Annotated in this window: 11 protein-coding genes; 4 read left to right on the forward strand and 7 right to left on the reverse strand. The window is 74.8% G+C overall.

Going from position 1 to position 14,854, the window contains the following annotated elements; all coding sequences use genetic code 11:
• Window positions 1-101: 101 nt before the first annotated feature.
• A complete protein-coding gene (locus tag VSR01_RS07810; protein WP_326448532.1) occupies window positions 102-680 on the reverse strand; it encodes a TerD family protein in 579 nt (192 codons plus the stop codon).
• 209 nt (window positions 681-889) lie between these two features.
• Window positions 890-2,986, reverse strand: a complete 2,097-nt coding sequence (gene uvrB / locus VSR01_RS07815) for an excinuclease ABC subunit UvrB (RefSeq protein ID WP_326448533.1) — start codon at window positions 2,984-2,986, stop codon at window positions 890-892.
• 211 nt (window positions 2,987-3,197) lie between these two features.
• Between uvrB and VSR01_RS07820 the strand changes: the two genes are divergently transcribed.
• Window positions 3,198-3,728 (forward strand): methylated-DNA--[protein]-cysteine S-methyltransferase, encoded by a 531-nt coding sequence (locus VSR01_RS07820; RefSeq protein ID WP_326448534.1) that lies wholly within the window; start codon window positions 3,198-3,200, stop codon window positions 3,726-3,728.
• Between the two features lie 253 nt (window positions 3,729-3,981).
• On the opposite strand, the gene VSR01_RS07825 is transcribed toward VSR01_RS07820, so the two are convergent.
• Window positions 3,982-5,031, reverse strand: coding sequence for a slipin family protein (locus tag VSR01_RS07825; RefSeq protein WP_326448535.1), 1,050 nt, complete (start codon window positions 5,029-5,031; stop codon window positions 3,982-3,984).
• Window positions 5,032-5,241: 210 nt separating this feature from the next.
• A complete protein-coding gene (locus VSR01_RS07830) occupies window positions 5,242-5,607 on the reverse strand; it encodes a tetratricopeptide repeat protein (RefSeq protein WP_326448536.1) in 366 nt (121 codons plus the stop codon).
• A 106-nt stretch (window positions 5,608-5,713) separates the two neighbouring features.
• Between VSR01_RS07830 and coaE the strand changes: the two genes are divergently transcribed.
• The gene (coaE, locus tag VSR01_RS07835; protein ID WP_326448537.1) at window positions 5,714-6,316 is read left to right on the forward strand and encodes a dephospho-CoA kinase; all 603 of its coding nucleotides are present in this window, start codon (window positions 5,714-5,716) and stop codon (window positions 6,314-6,316) included.
• 67 nt (window positions 6,317-6,383) lie between these two features.
• On the opposite strand, the gene VSR01_RS07840 is transcribed toward coaE, so the two are convergent.
• Window positions 6,384-7,319 carry a proteasome assembly chaperone family protein gene (locus VSR01_RS07840; RefSeq protein ID WP_326448538.1) on the reverse strand — a complete coding sequence of 312 codons (936 nt, stop codon included), beginning with the start codon at window positions 7,317-7,319 and terminating at the stop codon, window positions 6,384-6,386.
• 219 nt (window positions 7,320-7,538) lie between these two features.
• Window positions 7,539-9,038, reverse strand: a complete 1,500-nt coding sequence (gene rpsA / locus VSR01_RS07845) for a 30S ribosomal protein S1 (RefSeq protein ID WP_326448539.1) — start codon at window positions 9,036-9,038, stop codon at window positions 7,539-7,541.
• Between the two features lie 304 nt (window positions 9,039-9,342).
• Here rpsA and VSR01_RS07850 point away from each other — a divergent pair, with 304 nt between their 5' ends.
• Complete coding sequence (locus VSR01_RS07850) at window positions 9,343-10,299, forward strand: class I SAM-dependent methyltransferase (RefSeq protein ID WP_326448540.1); 957 nt, start codon at window positions 9,343-9,345, stop codon at window positions 10,297-10,299.
• Window positions 10,296-13,241 (forward strand): ATP-dependent RNA helicase, encoded by a 2,946-nt coding sequence (locus tag VSR01_RS07855; protein WP_326448541.1) that lies wholly within the window; start codon window positions 10,296-10,298, stop codon window positions 13,239-13,241. The genes VSR01_RS07850 and VSR01_RS07855 overlap by 4 nt, the downstream gene beginning before the upstream one ends.
• A gap of 99 nt (window positions 13,242-13,340) precedes the next feature.
• Here the strand turns inward: VSR01_RS07855 and VSR01_RS07860 are convergent, their stop codons facing one another.
• Window positions 13,341-14,591 (reverse strand): lytic transglycosylase domain-containing protein, encoded by a 1,251-nt coding sequence (locus tag VSR01_RS07860; protein ID WP_326448542.1) that lies wholly within the window; start codon window positions 14,589-14,591, stop codon window positions 13,341-13,343.
• Window positions 14,592-14,854: the final 263 nt, after the last annotated feature.

Raw genomic sequence — 14,854 nt, forward strand, 5'->3', positions numbered from 1 at the left:
CCCCCGTTCCCCTCGTCCTCGGTCGTACGTGCGTGGCGGGCCGGTCCCGCGGCGGGCCCGCGGGCCGGTCGTGCCCGCGGGCGGCGCCGTCCGGCCGCGGTTCAGAGCGCGGGCAGGATCGCCGGGATCAGGTCCTTGAACGTCCGGCCGTTGGCGGGCGTGCCGATCGCGGTCATCGACCAGCCGCTCTGGCCGCGCTGCACCTTCGCCATGATCTGGGCCGTGTACTGGCCGCCGCCGGTGAGGGTGTAGCGGGCCAACTCCTGGCCGGTGGTCTCGTCGACCAGGCGGCAGAACGCGTTCTGCACCTCGGCGAAGGTCTGGCCGGTGAAGGAGTTGACCGTGAAGACGATCTGGTCGACGTGCACCGGCACGCGCTGCAGGTCCACCAGGATCGACTCGTCGTCGCCGCCCTGGCCCGCGCCGCCCACCAGATTGTCACCGGTGTGCCGGACCGAGCCGTCGTCGCTGGTCAGGTGCTGGAAGAAGACCACGTCCACCGGCTGCTTGTCGGCGAAGAGCACAGCGGAGGCGTCGAGGTCGATCTCCCGTGTGCGGCTGCCGAACAGTCCGCGGCGGGGGGCGGCCTGCCAGCCGAGGCCCATCCTGACCGCCGACAGAGATCCCCCGTCCGACTTGCTCAGGCTGATCTTCTGGCCCTTGGTCATGTTGACCGTCACGTGCGTGTCCCCTCTCACCGTTCACCGTCTGCGCGGTGTCACCCGTCCCCGTGTGCGCGGGCGTGTGCCCCGCACCCTAACAAGACGCCGCCGAAGCCGATCCCGGTTCGCTGCGGGGAGATTTCGGTACGCACCGGGCCGACCCCGCGGGGCGGACCCGGTCGGTCCCGCCACCGCGCCACATCCGCCCCAGGACCGCACCACAGCCTCTACGCCACCCCCGCCTCGCGCATCTGCCGCAGCTCCTTCTTCAGCTCCCCCACCTCGTCCCGCAGCCGGGCGGCGACCTCGAACTGCAACTCGCCCGCCGCGGTGTGCATCTGCTCGGTCAGCTGGGCGATCAGGTCGGCCAGCTCGTCGGCGGGCAGGCCGCCGGAGGCGCGCTTGCCGCCGGCCTTGGCGGACAGGCCCGGCACCGGCGCCTTGCCGCGGGAACGCTGCCGGCCCGAGCCCAGCAGCTCCTCGGTGTCGGCCTCCTCGCGGGCGATGTAGTCCAGGATGCCCGCGATCTTCTTGCGCAGCGGCTGCGGGTCGATGCCGTTCTCGGTGTTGTACGCGATCTGCTTGGCGCGGCGGCGGTTGGTCTCGTCGATGGCCTTCTCCATCGCCGGCGTGATCTTGTCCGCGTACATGTGGACCTGGCCGGAGACATTGCGCGCCGCGCGGCCGATGGTCTGGATCAGGGAGGTGCCCGAGCGCAGGAAGCCCTCCTTGTCGGCGTCCAGGATCGCCACCAGCGACACCTCGGGCAGGTCCAGGCCCTCGCGCAGCAGGTTGATGCCGACCAGCACGTCGTACTCGCCGGCCCGCAGCTCCTGCAGCAGCTCGACACGGCGCAGCGTGTCGATGTCGCTGTGCAGGTAGCGCACCCTGATGCCCAGTTCCAGCAGGTAGTCGGTGAGGTCCTCGGCCATCTTCTTGGTGAGGGTGGTGACGAGGACCCTCTCGTCCTTCTCGCTGCGCAGCCGGATCTCGTGCACCAGGTCGTCGATCTGGCCCTCGGTGGGCTTGACCACGACCTCGGGGTCGATCAGGCCGGTCGGCCGGATGATCTGCTCCACCTCGCCGTTGCTGCGGGACAGCTCGTACGGCCCCGGGGTCGCCGACAGGTAGACGGTCTGGCCGACCCGCTCCAGGAACTCCTCCCACTTCAGCGGGCGGTTGTCCAGCGCGGACGGCAGCCGGAAGCCGTGGTCGACCAGGGTGCGCTTGCGGGACGCGTCGCCCTCGTACATCGCGCCGATCTGCGGGACGGTGACGTGCGACTCGTCGATGACCAGCAGGAAGTCCTCGGGGAAGTAGTCGATGAGGGTGTCCGGCGCGCTGCCCGGACCGCGGCCGTCGATGTGCCGCGAGTAGTTCTCGATGCCGGAGCAGGTGCCGATCTGCCGCATCATCTCGATGTCGTAGGTGGTGCGCATCCGCAGCCGCTGCGCCTCCAGCAGCTTGCCCTGCTTCTCCAGCAGCGCGAGCTGGCCGGTCAGCTCCTGCTCGATGCCGGCGATGGCGCGCTCCATGCGCTCCGGTCCCGCGACGTAGTGGGTGGCCGGGAACACGTAGATCTGCCGGTCCTCGGTGATCACCTCGCCGGTGAGCGGGTGCAGGGTGTACAGCGCCTCGATCTCGTCGCCGAACATCTCGATGCGCACGGCCAGCTCCTCGTACACCGGGAAGATCTCCACGGTGTCGCCGCGCACCCGGAAGGTGCCGCGGGTGAACGCCATGTCGTTGCGCGTGTACTGGATGTCGACGAACTTGCGCAGCAGGGTGTCGCGGTCGATGACGTCCCCGACGTTGAGCCTGACCATGCGGTCGATGTACTCCTGCGGGGTGCCCAGGCCGTAGATGCAGGAGACGGAGGCGACCACCACCACGTCCCGCCGGGTGAGCAGCGAGTTGGTGGCGGAATGGCGCAGCCGCTCCACCTCCTCGTTGATCGAGGAGTCCTTCTCGATGTAGGTGTCCGTCTGCGGGACGTACGCCTCGGGCTGGTAGTAGTCGTAGTACGAGACGAAGTACTCGACCGCGTTGTTCGGCAGCAGCTCGCGGAACTCGTTGGCGAGCTGGGCGGCGAGCGTCTTGTTGGGGGCCATCACCAGCGTGGGGCGCTGGAGCCGCTCGATCATCCACGCGGTGGTGGCGGACTTGCCGGTGCCGGTCGCGCCGAGCAGCACGACGTCCTGCTCGCCCGCGCGGATACGGCGTTCGAGGTCGTCGATGGCCGTCGGCTGGTCGCCGCTCGGCTGGTAGGGGCTGACGACCTCGAAGGGCGCCACACTGCGTTCGATGTCTGATACGGGCCGCATGACCCCCACGGTACGACCAGCCACCGACAATCGGTCGCGGGACGGCCCGCGGCCCGGTTCTCGGGCGGGCGGGACGGAGGCTCGCGGGGCGGCGGCGGGACCGCGGGACGGCCTACGGGGCGGCGGGACGGCTCGCGGGGCGGCGCGGGAGGAGGGCGGCGGCGACCGGGGCCGCGGACCGTTGTCGTACCCCCGGTCTAGCGTGTGGGGTGTGACGACGAACGCTGCGTGGACGGTGCGGGAGACCCCGATCGGGCCGCTGCTGGTGGCGGGGACCGGCGAAAGGCTGGTCCTGGTGTGCTTCCGGGCCGACCCGGCGACCGCGGGCCGGGCGGTGGAGTCGCTGGGCCGCAGGCTGGGCTGCGTCCCGGAGGAGGACGCGGAGCGGCTCGCGGCGGTGACGCGGCAGCTGGACGCGTACTTCGCCGGCGAGCTGCGCGCCTTCGAGCTGCCGCTGGACTGGTCGCTGGTCACCGGCTTCAACCGGCGGGTGCTGCGCGAGCTGGCGTCGGGCGTGCCGTACGGCAGCGTGGTGGGGTATCAGGACCTGGCCGACCGGGTCGGCGAGCCGGGGGCGGCGCGGGCGGTCGGCGTCGCCATGGCCTCCAATCCCCTGCCGGTGGTCGTGCCGTGCCACCGGGTGATCGAGAGCGGCGGCGGGATAGGCGGCTTCGGCGGCGGCCTGGAGATCAAGCGGCGGCTGCTGGCGCTGGAAGGGGTGCTGCCGGCGCCGCTGTTCTGACCTCGGCAGGTGGTCGCGCGTTCTGAGCGTGGGGATCGGCCGCGGGCGCTGAGCGCGGGGGCGCGGGGGGCCTGCCCGCGGGGGCTTGGCGCCGAGGTCCGGCCGCGGGCGCTGAGCGCGGGGGGGCTGCCCGCAGGGGGGCTTGCCCGCGGGCCTGACGCCGAGGTCCGGCCGCGGCGCCGCCCGCGCGCCCTGCCGGGCGGGGGCCGCACGCCGGGCGCGCCCCCGCGGCGGGCGCGCGCCCGCCGCGGACTCAGTCCTGGGCGCTGCGCGGGTCGGGGATCTGCGGCGCCGCCGCCTCGGGCAGCGCCGCGCGCTCGCCGTCCTCAGCCTCAGCCTTGGACAGGCCCTTGGCCAGGCTCCGCGGCGGGTCTGCGGCGGGCACCTCGGGGGCGGCGGGCCCGGGCCCTGGGACCTCCTGCGGGCTCACGCCCGGGGCGTCGGGCGCGGGAGCCCCGGCGCCGTCGCTCGCGCCGCCCTGGCCGGGGGCGCTGCCCTGACCGGGAGCACTGGGCGCGCCGGGCGCGCCCTGCGTGCCCGCGGCGCCGGCCGACGCGCGGTCGAAGAAGCGCAGCAGCTCCACCGGGAACGGCAGGACCAGCGTGGAGTTCTTCTCCGCGGCGACCTCGACCACGGTCTGCAGCATCCGCAGTTGGAGCGCCGCGGGGTTCGCGTCCATGGCCCGGGCGGCCTCGGACAGCTTCTGCGACGCCTGGAGTTCGCCGTCCGCGGTGATGATGCGGGCCCGGCGCTCCCGGTCGGCCTCGGCCTGCCGGGCCATCGACCGTTTCATCGACTCCGGCAGCGCCACGTCCTTGATCTCGACCCGGTCGATGTGCACGCCCCACCCGGTGGCCGGGGTCGACAGCATCAGCTCCAGGCCCTCGTGCAGCTTCTCCCGCCCGGACAGCAGGTCGTCCAGCTCGCTCTTGCCGATGATCGAGCGCAGCGAGGTCTGCGCGACCTGGAGCATGGCGAACTGGTAGTTCTGCACGTCCACCGTCGCGCGTACCGGGTCGATGACGCGGAAGTACAGCACGGCGTCGACCCGTACCGACACGTTGTCCCGGGTGATGCCCTCCTGGGAGGGCACCGGCATGGTCACGACCTGCATGTTGACCTTCGTCATGCGGTCGATGAACGGCACCAGCAGCCGTGGTCCCGGCTCCTTGGGCAGCCGGTTGACCCGGCCGAAGCGGTAGACGACCCCGCGCTCGTACTGCTTGACCACCCGCATGCTGCTGGGCAGGACGATCAGGCCGAGCACGGCTGCGACGATGATGAGCACGACGACGACTTCCATGTCCCCGCTCCCCCTTTGCGCCAAGGGAATGGTCCCGACGGGAGTGCGACGCGCCGCGGTGGGCCGCCGGTTCCGCGGTCGGGCTGGGTCGGCGCCGGGGCGGCCCGGCGCCGTTCGGTGCCGGCGCCGCCGGGGCGCCGGCCTCGGTCGGGGTTCGGCTACGGTCGGGGTTCGGCTTCGGTCGGGCGCCGGCGTCGTCGGGCGCCGGCCTCAGTCGCTGTCGAAGCGCGCCGCTGCCACGTAGTCCGGGCGCGGGTCGAGCGCCGCGGCGAGCCGGAAGTGGCGCTGCGCCTCCGCCGGGCGGTTGGCGCGCTCCAGGGTGCGGGCCAGTGCGAAGTGGGCGAAGGCGTTGGCCGGTTCGCGCTCCAGCACGATCTGGAACTCCAGCTCGGCCGGGCGCAGTTGGGCCGCCAGGAAGAACGCGCGGGCGCGCAGCAGGCGGGCCGCGGTGTTCTCCGGGTGGGCGGCGATCACGGGGTCGAGGAGCTTCACCGCGCCGCGCGGGTCGCGCGCGGCGAGCAGTTGCTCGGCGGCGCGGAAGTCGATGACATGCGTCTCGGGTGAACGCTCGGGCATGCCGCCTCCCTCGATCGGGCACGGGTGACGACTGATCGTCTGGACAGACATACCCAACGCCGCAGGCCGCGACACCATTCCCTGGTCCGGGCCCTACCCTGGGGGCATGCTGACAGTGGGGCTGACCGGCGGCATCGGGGCCGGCAAGAGCGAGGTCGCGCGGCTGCTGGTGTCCTACGGCGCGGTGCTCGTGGACTCCGACCGGATCGCCCGCGAGGTGGTCGAGCCGGGGACGGCGGGACTGGCCGCGGTCGTCGAGGAGTTCGGGCCCGGCGTGCTGGGCGGGGACGGGCGGCTGGACCGGCCGAAGCTCGGGGCGATCGTCTTCGCCGACGAGGAGCGGCTGCGGGCGCTCAACGCGATCGTGCACCCGCTGGTGAGGCAGCGTTCGCAGGAGTTGCAGCAGGCCGCGGGGGTGGACGCGATCGTGGTGCACGACGTGCCGCTGCTCACCGAGAACGGGCTGGCGCCGCTGTACGACCTGGTGGTCGTGGTCGACGCGGCGCCCGGCACCCAGCGGGACCGGCTGGTGCGGCTGCGCGGCATGTCACCGCAGGAGGCGGAGTCGCGGATGGCCGCGCAGGCCACCCGCGAGCAGCGGCTCGCCGTCGCCGATCTGGTGATCGACAACGACGGCCCGATGGAGGCGCTGGAGCCGCAGGTCAGGGCGGTGTGGCGGAAGCTGGTCGAGCGCGCGGCGGCGCGGTAGCCGGCGCGGCCCGGGGCCACCGGAGTCACCGGGGAGCCGCCGGCATCGGGGTCCGGCGGCTCAGGGGTCAGCGGCCGTCGTCCTCGCGGTCGGCGAGGAACCGCTCGAACTCCGCCGCGAGGTCGTCGGCCGAGGGCAGGTCGACGGGCTCGGCGATGAGGCTGTCACGGCCCTCGGCGCCGGCCACCGCGTCGTACTGGCTCTCCAGGCCGCGCACCACCGAGACCAACTCGCCGTCGCCCTCGGCGACCTGACGGTCGATCTCCACGCGGACGGTGTGCGCTTCGTTCCGCAGCGCGTGGGCGATCTGCGGGAGCACCAGGCCGGTGGTGGCGGTGATGGCCTCCAGCACGGCGAGCGCGGCGTCCGGGTACGGGGAGCGGGCGAGGTAGTGCGGGACGTGGGCGCCGATGCCGAGCGCGTCCCGGCCGGCCTCGGCGAGCCGCAGCTCGATCAGTCCGGCGGCGCTGCCCGGCACCTGGGCCTCGTCGAACCAGGCGCGGTGGCCGGGGATCAGGTCCACCCGGTTGCCGTGCGGGGTCAGGCCCACGGGGCGGGTGTGCGGGACGCCCATCGGGATGCCGTGGAAGTTGATCGCCAGCCGGACGCCGAGGCGCTCGATGATCTGGAGGACGGCCTGCGAGAAGCGCTCCCACTCCACGTCCGGCTCCTGGCCGGTGAGCAGCAGGAACGGCGTGCCGGTGGTGTCGCGCACCAGGTAGAGGTCGATCGCCGGGGCCTCGTACGACGTCCAGTGGTCGCGCTCGAAGGTCATCAGTGGCCGGCGCGCGCGGTAGTCGACCAGGCGGTCCGCGTCGAAGCTCGCGACCAGCTCGTTGTCCAGCCGGTCGAGGATCTGGCCGGTGATCTGGCCGCCCACCTCGCCGGCGTCCATGAAGCCCTCGAAGTGGTACAGCAGCACCGGTCCGGCGTCACCCACCGCCTCGTCGACGGCCTCCGCCCCGCCCGGCACGTACTCGTACAGTCCCTGCGGTTCCAGCACGGTGATCGTCCTCCCTCTCTCTGCAGTCGTCAACGAACGTGCCGGGCCCACCATTCCCACCCCCCGCACCCGAACCGGTGAACCGGGGACCGTACATGCGGTCGGGTGACGGGTGTGCGCGGGGCGTGGGCGGTGGGGGCACGGCCGCGGGCCCGCACCCCGGGTGGGGGGTGCGGGCCCGTGTGGCGGGTCGCGGTCAGCTCCGCGTGGCGGGGAGCGTCAGCTCTGGCCGCCGGCGAGCTTCTCGCGGAGGGCGGCCAGCGCCTCGTCGGAGGCCAGCGCCCCGCTGTTGTCGTCGGACTCGGAGGAGTAGGAGCCGCCGCCGGTCCCCGCTCCCGCCGAAGACGTCGCGGAGCCGGCCTCGGCCGCCGCCTGCTCGTCCGCCTCGCGGGACTTGATGACCTGCGCCTGGTGCTGCTCGAAGCGGGCCTGGGCGGTGGCGTACTGCCCCTCCCACTCCTCGCGCTGCTTCTCGTACCCGGCCAGCCAGTCGTTGGTCTCCGGGTCGAAGCCCTCGGGGTAGATGTAGTTGCCCTGGTCGTCGTACGACGCGGCCATGCCGTACAGCGTCGGGTCGAACTCCACCGAGGCCGGGTCCGAGCCGAAGGACTCGTTGGCCTGCTTGAGCGACAGCGAGATGCGGCGGCGCTCCAGGTCGATGTCGATGACCTTGACGAAGATCTCGTCGTTGACCTGGACGACCTGCTCCGGGATCTCCACGTGGCGCTCGGCCAGCTCGGAGATGTGCACCAGGCCCTCGATGCCCTCGTCCACGCGGACGAACGCGCCGAACGGAACGAGCTTGGTGACCTTGCCGGGCACGACCTGCCCGATCTGGTGGGTCCGGGCGAACTGCTGCCACGGGTCTTCCTGGGTCGCCTTCAGCGACAGGGAGACGCGCTCGCGGTCCATGTCGACGTCCAGGACCTCGACCGTGACCTCCTGGCCGACCTCGACGACCTCGGAGGGGTGGTCGATGTGCTTCCAGGACAGCTCCGAGACGTGCACCAGGCCGTCGACGCCTCCGAGGTCCACGAACGCGCCGAAGTTGACGATCGAGGAGACGACGCCGGAGCGCACCTGGCCCTTCTGCAGGGTGGTGAGGAAGGTCTGGCGGACCTCGCTCTGGGTCTGCTCCAGCCAGGCGCGGCGGGACAGGACCACGTTGTTGCGGTTCTTGTCCAGCTCGATGATCTTGGCCTCGAGCTCCTTGCCCACGTAGGGCTGCAGGTCGCGGACGCGGCGCATCTCGACGAGCGAGGCGGGCAGGAAGCCGCGCAGGCCGATGTCGAGGATGAGGCCGCCCTTGACGACCTCGATGACGGTACCGGTGACGATGCCGTCCTCTTCCTTGATCTTCTCGATGGTGCCCCACGCGCGCTCGTACTGCGCGCGCTTCTTGGAGAGGATCAGGCGGCCTTCCTTGTCCTCCTTCTGGAGGACCAGGGCCTCGATCTCGTCGCCCACGGCCACGACCTCGTTGGGGTCGACGTCGTGCTTGATCGAGAGCTCGCGGGAGGGGATGACACCTTCGGTCTTGTAACCGATGTCGAGCAGGACCTCGTCCCGGTCGACCTTCACGATGACGCCGTCCACGATGTCGCCGTCGTTGAAGTACTTGATCGTCTCGTCGATCGCGGCGAGGAAGGCTTCCTCGTTGCCGATGTCGTTGACCGCCACCTGCGGGGTGGTACGAGGGGCCTCGGTGCTGCTCGTCATTGGGGAAAGGACTCCGGTACGGACAGTAAGTCGTAGGTACTGCTACGCCGGGAGCCTTTTTCGTTCCTGCCGGGACCCCTTGTGATCCGCCCTGAGGGTCGGTGGCCGCTGGGCCAAGGGAGCTGCAACAGATTCGAGCGTGGCCTGCTCCGTCCGAGGCGCGCAGGCTCGCAGCGCAACTTGTAGCATACGGGGGCAGCCGGGCACGGTCAATGCACGAATGAGCGCACCGCGCGCGTAACGAACCAAACCGGCGCAAGTCACCCTTCCGCAGGTCTTCTCAGAGAGTACGACGACTGCCGCGATGATCCAAGGACCTGATGCCGGGCCCCTGGCCGGGCCCCACGCCGGAGCCTACGCCGAGGAGCCCGAGGCCACCCGCCGCAGCGCCGGCGCCACGGAGAGTGCCCGGGCCAACCGCCGCTGGTGGGACCGGAACGCCGACGACTACCAGCTGGAGCACGGGGACTTCCTCGGCGACGCGCGCTTCGTGTGGGGGCCGGAGGGGCTGGACGAGGCGGAGGCCGGACTGCTCGGGCCGGCGGCCGGTCTGAAGGGCCTGGACGTGCTGGAGATCGGCGCGGGCGCGGCGCAGTGCTCGCGCTGGCTGGCCGGCCGCGGGGCGCGGCCGGTGGCGCTGGACCTCTCCCACCGGCAGCTCCAGCACGCGCGGCGCATCGACGAGAGCGCCGCGGCCGACGGGAGCGCCGGGGCCCACGGGAACGGCGAGGGCGCGGAGGGCGACGGGACCCGGGCCGGCGGGACCCGGGCCGGCGGGACCGGGGTCGGCGGGGCGCCCGCGCTGGTGCAGGCGGACGCCGCCCGGCTGCCCTTCGCCGACGCCTCCTTCGACCTGGCCTGCTCCGCGTACGGCGCGCTGCCGTTCATCGCCGACACCGCGGCCGTGCACCGCGAGGTGCGCCGGGTGCTGCGGCCCGGCGGGCGCTGGGTGTTCTCGGTGACGCACCCGGTGCGCTGGGCGTTCCCCGACGAGCCGGGGCCCGAGGGCCTCACCGCGGTCGCCTCGTACTTCGACCGCACCCCGTACGTCGAGCAGGACGACCGGGGCCTGGCCGTCTACGTCGAGCACCACCGCACCCTCGGCGACCGGGTCCGCGAGATCACCGCGGCGGGCCTGCGCCTGGTGGACCTGGTCGAGCCGGAGTGGCCGCAGTGGAACGACCAGGAGTGGGGCGGCTGGTCGCCGCTGCGCGGCCGGCTGCTGCCCGGGACGGCGATCTTCGTCTGCGTCGCGCCGTGATCCGGCCGGAGGGCCTCGCGCTCCCGGTCGCCGCGGCGGTCCCCGCGCTGGTCGAGGCGCTCGGCGGGCCGGGCCGCGCGGTGCTCGCCGCGCCGCCCGGCACCGGCAAGACCACGCTGGTGCCGCTGCTGCTGGCGGAGCGCTTCCCCGGCCGGGTGCTGGTCGCCGAACCGCGGCGGATGGCGGCGCGGGCCGCGGCCCGGCGGATGGCGTGGCTGCTCGGCGAGCAGGTCGGCGAGAGCGTGGGCCTGACCGTGCGCGGCGAGCGCAGAACCGGGCCCCGCACCAGCGTGGAGGTGGTGACCACCGGAGTGCTGCTCCAGCGGCTGCAACGCGACCAGGAGCTGCCCGGCGTCGGCACGGTGATCCTGGACGAGTGCCACGAGCGGCACCTGGACGCGGACACCGCGATGGCGTTCCTGCTGGAGGTACGGGCGCTGCTGCGGCCGGACCTGCGGCTGGTGGCCGCGTCCGCGACGACGGACACCGCGGCGTGGGCGGCGCTCCTGGACGCGCCGGTGGTGGAGGCCGCGGACGTGCTGCACCCGGTGCAGCCGGTGTGGGCGCCGCCGCCGGGCCCGGTGCGCCCGCCGCACGGCATGCGCGTCGACCCCGCGCTGCTGGACCACGTCGCGGCGACCGTCCGCCGGGCGCTGCGCGAACGCGACGGGGACGTGCTGTGCTTCCTGCCCGGCGTCGGCGAGATCGCCCGGGTCGCCGGCGCGCTGGCGGACGCGCCCGCGCGGGTGCTCCAACTGCACGGGCGCGCGCCGGCCGCCGTGCAGGACGCGGCGCTGACGCCCGGGGAGGGCCGCCGGGTGCTGCTGGCGACCTCCGTCGCCGAGTCCAGCCTGACCGTGCCCGGCGTGCGCGTGGTGGTCGACGCCGGCCTGGCGCGGGAGCCGCGCACCGACCACGCGCGGGGGCTGGGCGGGCTGACGACGGTACGGGTGTCGCGGGCCGCGGCCGAGCAGCGGGCGGGGCGGGCCGGGCGCGAGGGTCCGGGCACGGTCTACCGCTGCTGGGGCGAGGCCGAGCACGAGCGGCTGGCTCGCCTGCCCACGCCGGAGATCGCCCAGGCGGACCTGACCGCGTTCGCCCTCCAGGCGGCCTGCTGGGGCGACCCGGACGCCTCCGGTCTCGCCCTGCTCGACGCCCCGCCGGCCGGGCCGATGGCCGCGGCCCGCGCGGTGCTGCGCGACCTCGGCGCGACCGGGCCCGGCGGCCGCGCCCTGCCGCGCGGCCGGCGCCTGGCGCTGCTCGGTCTGCACCCGCGGCTCGCCCGTGCCCTCCTCGACGCCGCGCCCCTGGTCGGCGCCGCCCGCGCCGCCGAGGTCACCGCCCTGCTCAGCGAGGAGGTCCCGTCCGCCTACGGCCCCGACCTGGCCGCGGCCTGGCGCGCCGCGCGCCGCGCCGACGACCCGTACGCGGCGCGCTGGCGTGCGGAGTCCCGCCGCCTGCGGGCGGCGCTGTCCGCGGCGGACGGGGAGGCGGACACCCGGTCCGCGGCGGACGCGGCGGACACCTGGTCCGCGGCGGACGCGACCGACGCGACCGACGACGCGGCCGGCGGCGGGGAGGCGGACCCGGCAGTGCACCCGGCGGAGGTCCCGGCGGCGCACGCGGGCGCGGGCGCGGAGCCGGGCGCGGACCCGGCGGCGCACTCGGCGGCGGCTGGGGAGCCGGACGCGGACCCAGCAGCGCACCCGAAGGTCCCGGCGGCGCACGCGGAGCCAGACGCGGACCCAGACGTGGAGCCGGGCGCGGACCCAGCAGCGCACCCGGAGGTCCCGGCGCCGCACGCGGAGCCGGACGCGGAGCCGGGCGGCCCCGGGGTCGCCGGCCGCCGTCGAGGTGCTCCCGCGGCCGGCGGCGGGAGGGGGGCCGGCGCCCGTGGCGGGGGGCCTGCCCCGGCCGGCGGAGGCGGGGCCGGCGCCCGGGGCCGGGGCGGGTGGACCGATGACGCCGCCGCCGGGCTCGTCGCGGCGCTCGCGTTCCCCGAGCGGGTGGGGCGGCGGCGCGGGGAGGGGTCCTATCTGATGGTCGCGGGGACCGCCGCCGAGGTCGGACCCGGGCTCGGCGGCGCGGCGTGGATCGCGGTCGCCGTCGCGGACCGGGCGGCCGGCGCGGCGTCGGCGCGGGTACGCCTGGCGGCGGTGGTGGACGAGGAGACCGCGCGCACCGCGGCCGCCGGGCTGCTGCGGTCGTACGAGGAGGTGCGCTGGGCGGCGGGCGACGTGGTCGCGCGGCGCGTGGAGCGGCTGGGCGCCGTGGAGTTGAGCGCGGCCCCGCTGCGCTCGCCCGACCCCGCCGCGGTGCGCGCCGCGCTCCTGGAGGGTCTGCGCGTCGAGGGCACCGGACTGCTGCGGTGGTCGCGCGAGGCGCGGGAGACCCGGCAGCGCATGGCGTTCCTGCACCGGGTGCGCGGCGGCGCGTGGCCGGACGTCTCGGAGCAGGCGCTGCTGGAGCGCGCGGAGGACTGGCTCGGGCCGGAGCTCGGCCGCGCCCGCCGCCGCGCGGACCTGGAGCGTGTCGAGGCCGGCGCGGCGCTGCCCCGGCTGCTGCCGTGGGCCAGCGGCGAGGCCGCCCGCTTCGCCGAGCTGGCGCCGGAGCGGCTGCAGGTGCCCAGCGGGTCGCGTGTCCGCCTGGACTACAGCGGCGACCAGCCCGTCCTGGCCGTGAAGCTCCAGGAGTTGTTCGGCCTCACGCAGAGCCCGCGGGTGGGCGGGCTCACGCCGTCCGAGGGCGTGCCGGTCCTGGTCCACCTGCTGTCGCCGGCAGGGCCGGCCGCGGTCACCGCCGACCTCGCGTCCTTCTGGGGCGAGGGCTACCGAGCGGTCCGCGCCGAACTGCGCGGCCGCTACCCGCGGCACCCGTGGCCGGAGGACCCGGCCACCGCGGTCGCGACGGCCCGCGCGACACCCCGCAAACGCCCCACGTAGCGGCGCGGCGTCAGGCCCGGGGCGGCTGCCGCCTCACCGTGAGATGCGTTTCACGGCGAGCCGTGCCCCGCCCGAGGCGTGCCCCGCCACCGGTGTGCCTCACGACCCCGTGGTGACCGGGGCCCCGGTGGCCGCGCCCGCCGTGTCGGTGGGCGTGGGCGTCGGGGTGTCGGTGCCGCACGGGTCCGGCGTGGCGCCGTCGGTCGGGGTGTCGCTCGGCGACGGACTGGCCTCGCCGCTGCCGGTGGGCGTCGGCGTCGGGTCGTCGGTGCACGGGGGCGTGGTGGGCGGCGTGGTCGGCGGCGTGGTCGGGGGCGTCGTCGGGTCCCCGGAGGTGGGCGGCGTGGTGGGCGGGGTCGTCGTCTCGCCGCCGGTCGGCGGGGTGGTGGTCTGGCCGCCGGTGGGAGGAGCCGTCGTGGCGCCGCCGGTGGGCGGCGGGGTGGTCGCGCCGCCGGTCGGCGGGGCCGGGGAGACCGAGCCGCCCACCGTCACCGGGGGCTTGGGCGTCGAGGACGGCGCGCCGCCGGGGCGGTGCGCCAGCGGCGGCGCGGGCGGCGGGACGATACCGGGCCCGGGGGTGCCCGAGCGGTCCGGCACGGTGACCGGGCCGCCGGCCCTGAAGTGCGCGTACCACGCCTTGACCAGGTCCAGATACGCCTGCGAGTGGTTGTAGCCGAGGATCGCGCGGTCCATGTCCGCGGGCACGGCCAGGTCGCGGCCGTCGGCGCACAGGTAGTTCCCCGCGGCCAGCGCGGCGTCGTAGACGTTGTTGGGGTCCTTCACGCCGTCGCCGTTGCCGTCCGCGCCCCAGGTGTTCCACGTCGAGGGGATGAACTGCATCGGGCCGACCGCGCGGTCGTGCACCGCGTCGCCGTCGTAGCGACCGCCGTCGGTGTCGCTGATGTTCGCGAAGCCGTCGCCGTCGAGCACCGGGCCGAGGATCGGGGTGTACGTGGTGCCGTTCGCGTCGACCGCGCCGCCGCGGGCCTGGCCGGACTCCACCTGGCCGATCGCGGCCAGCAGTTGCCACGGCAGGTGGCAGCCGGGATCGGTCTGCGCGAGCGTCGCCTCGGCGCGCTGGTACGCGGCGAGCACGGTGGTGGGCAGGCTCGCGCCGCCGCCGGGGATGCTCACCGCGGGGCTCTCGGCGCCGGCCTTCGGCGTGGCGACCGGCCCGGTGGGCGTGTTGAGCGGCGGCAGGTCGGTGATGTACGGCGAGCCGCCGTCGATGGGCTCGCTGCTCGGCGGGGTCGTGGACGTCGGGGTGTCCTGTGCGGCGGCGGCGTGCGCGACCGGCAGGAAGCCGGGCGCCTGCGAGGCGCTGAGCGCCGCCATCGCGGCGGCTGCCACCGCCGTGCCCGCCGCAGTCCTGCGAAGCCTCCGACCGTACCGCCGCGCCGCCATAGTGCGGTCCCCTCCCACCCGAACGAGGTCGCGCCGTCAGGCGCCACAACCCGATTGACCCTACGGCAACTTCAGTCCCCGGACCACAGCGTGAAGGCAATCCACAGGGTACGAATCACCGCGATTCGCCCCTCGTTCACACCCCCGCGGCGGCCTTCACCGCGGGGGCGCGAAGCCGTCGCACACCATTCACCGCCGGCCGTACAACC

The organism is Actinacidiphila sp. DG2A-62, assembly GCF_035825295.1.
In the GTDB taxonomy this organism is placed as follows: domain Bacteria; phylum Actinomycetota; class Actinomycetes; order Streptomycetales; family Streptomycetaceae; genus Actinacidiphila.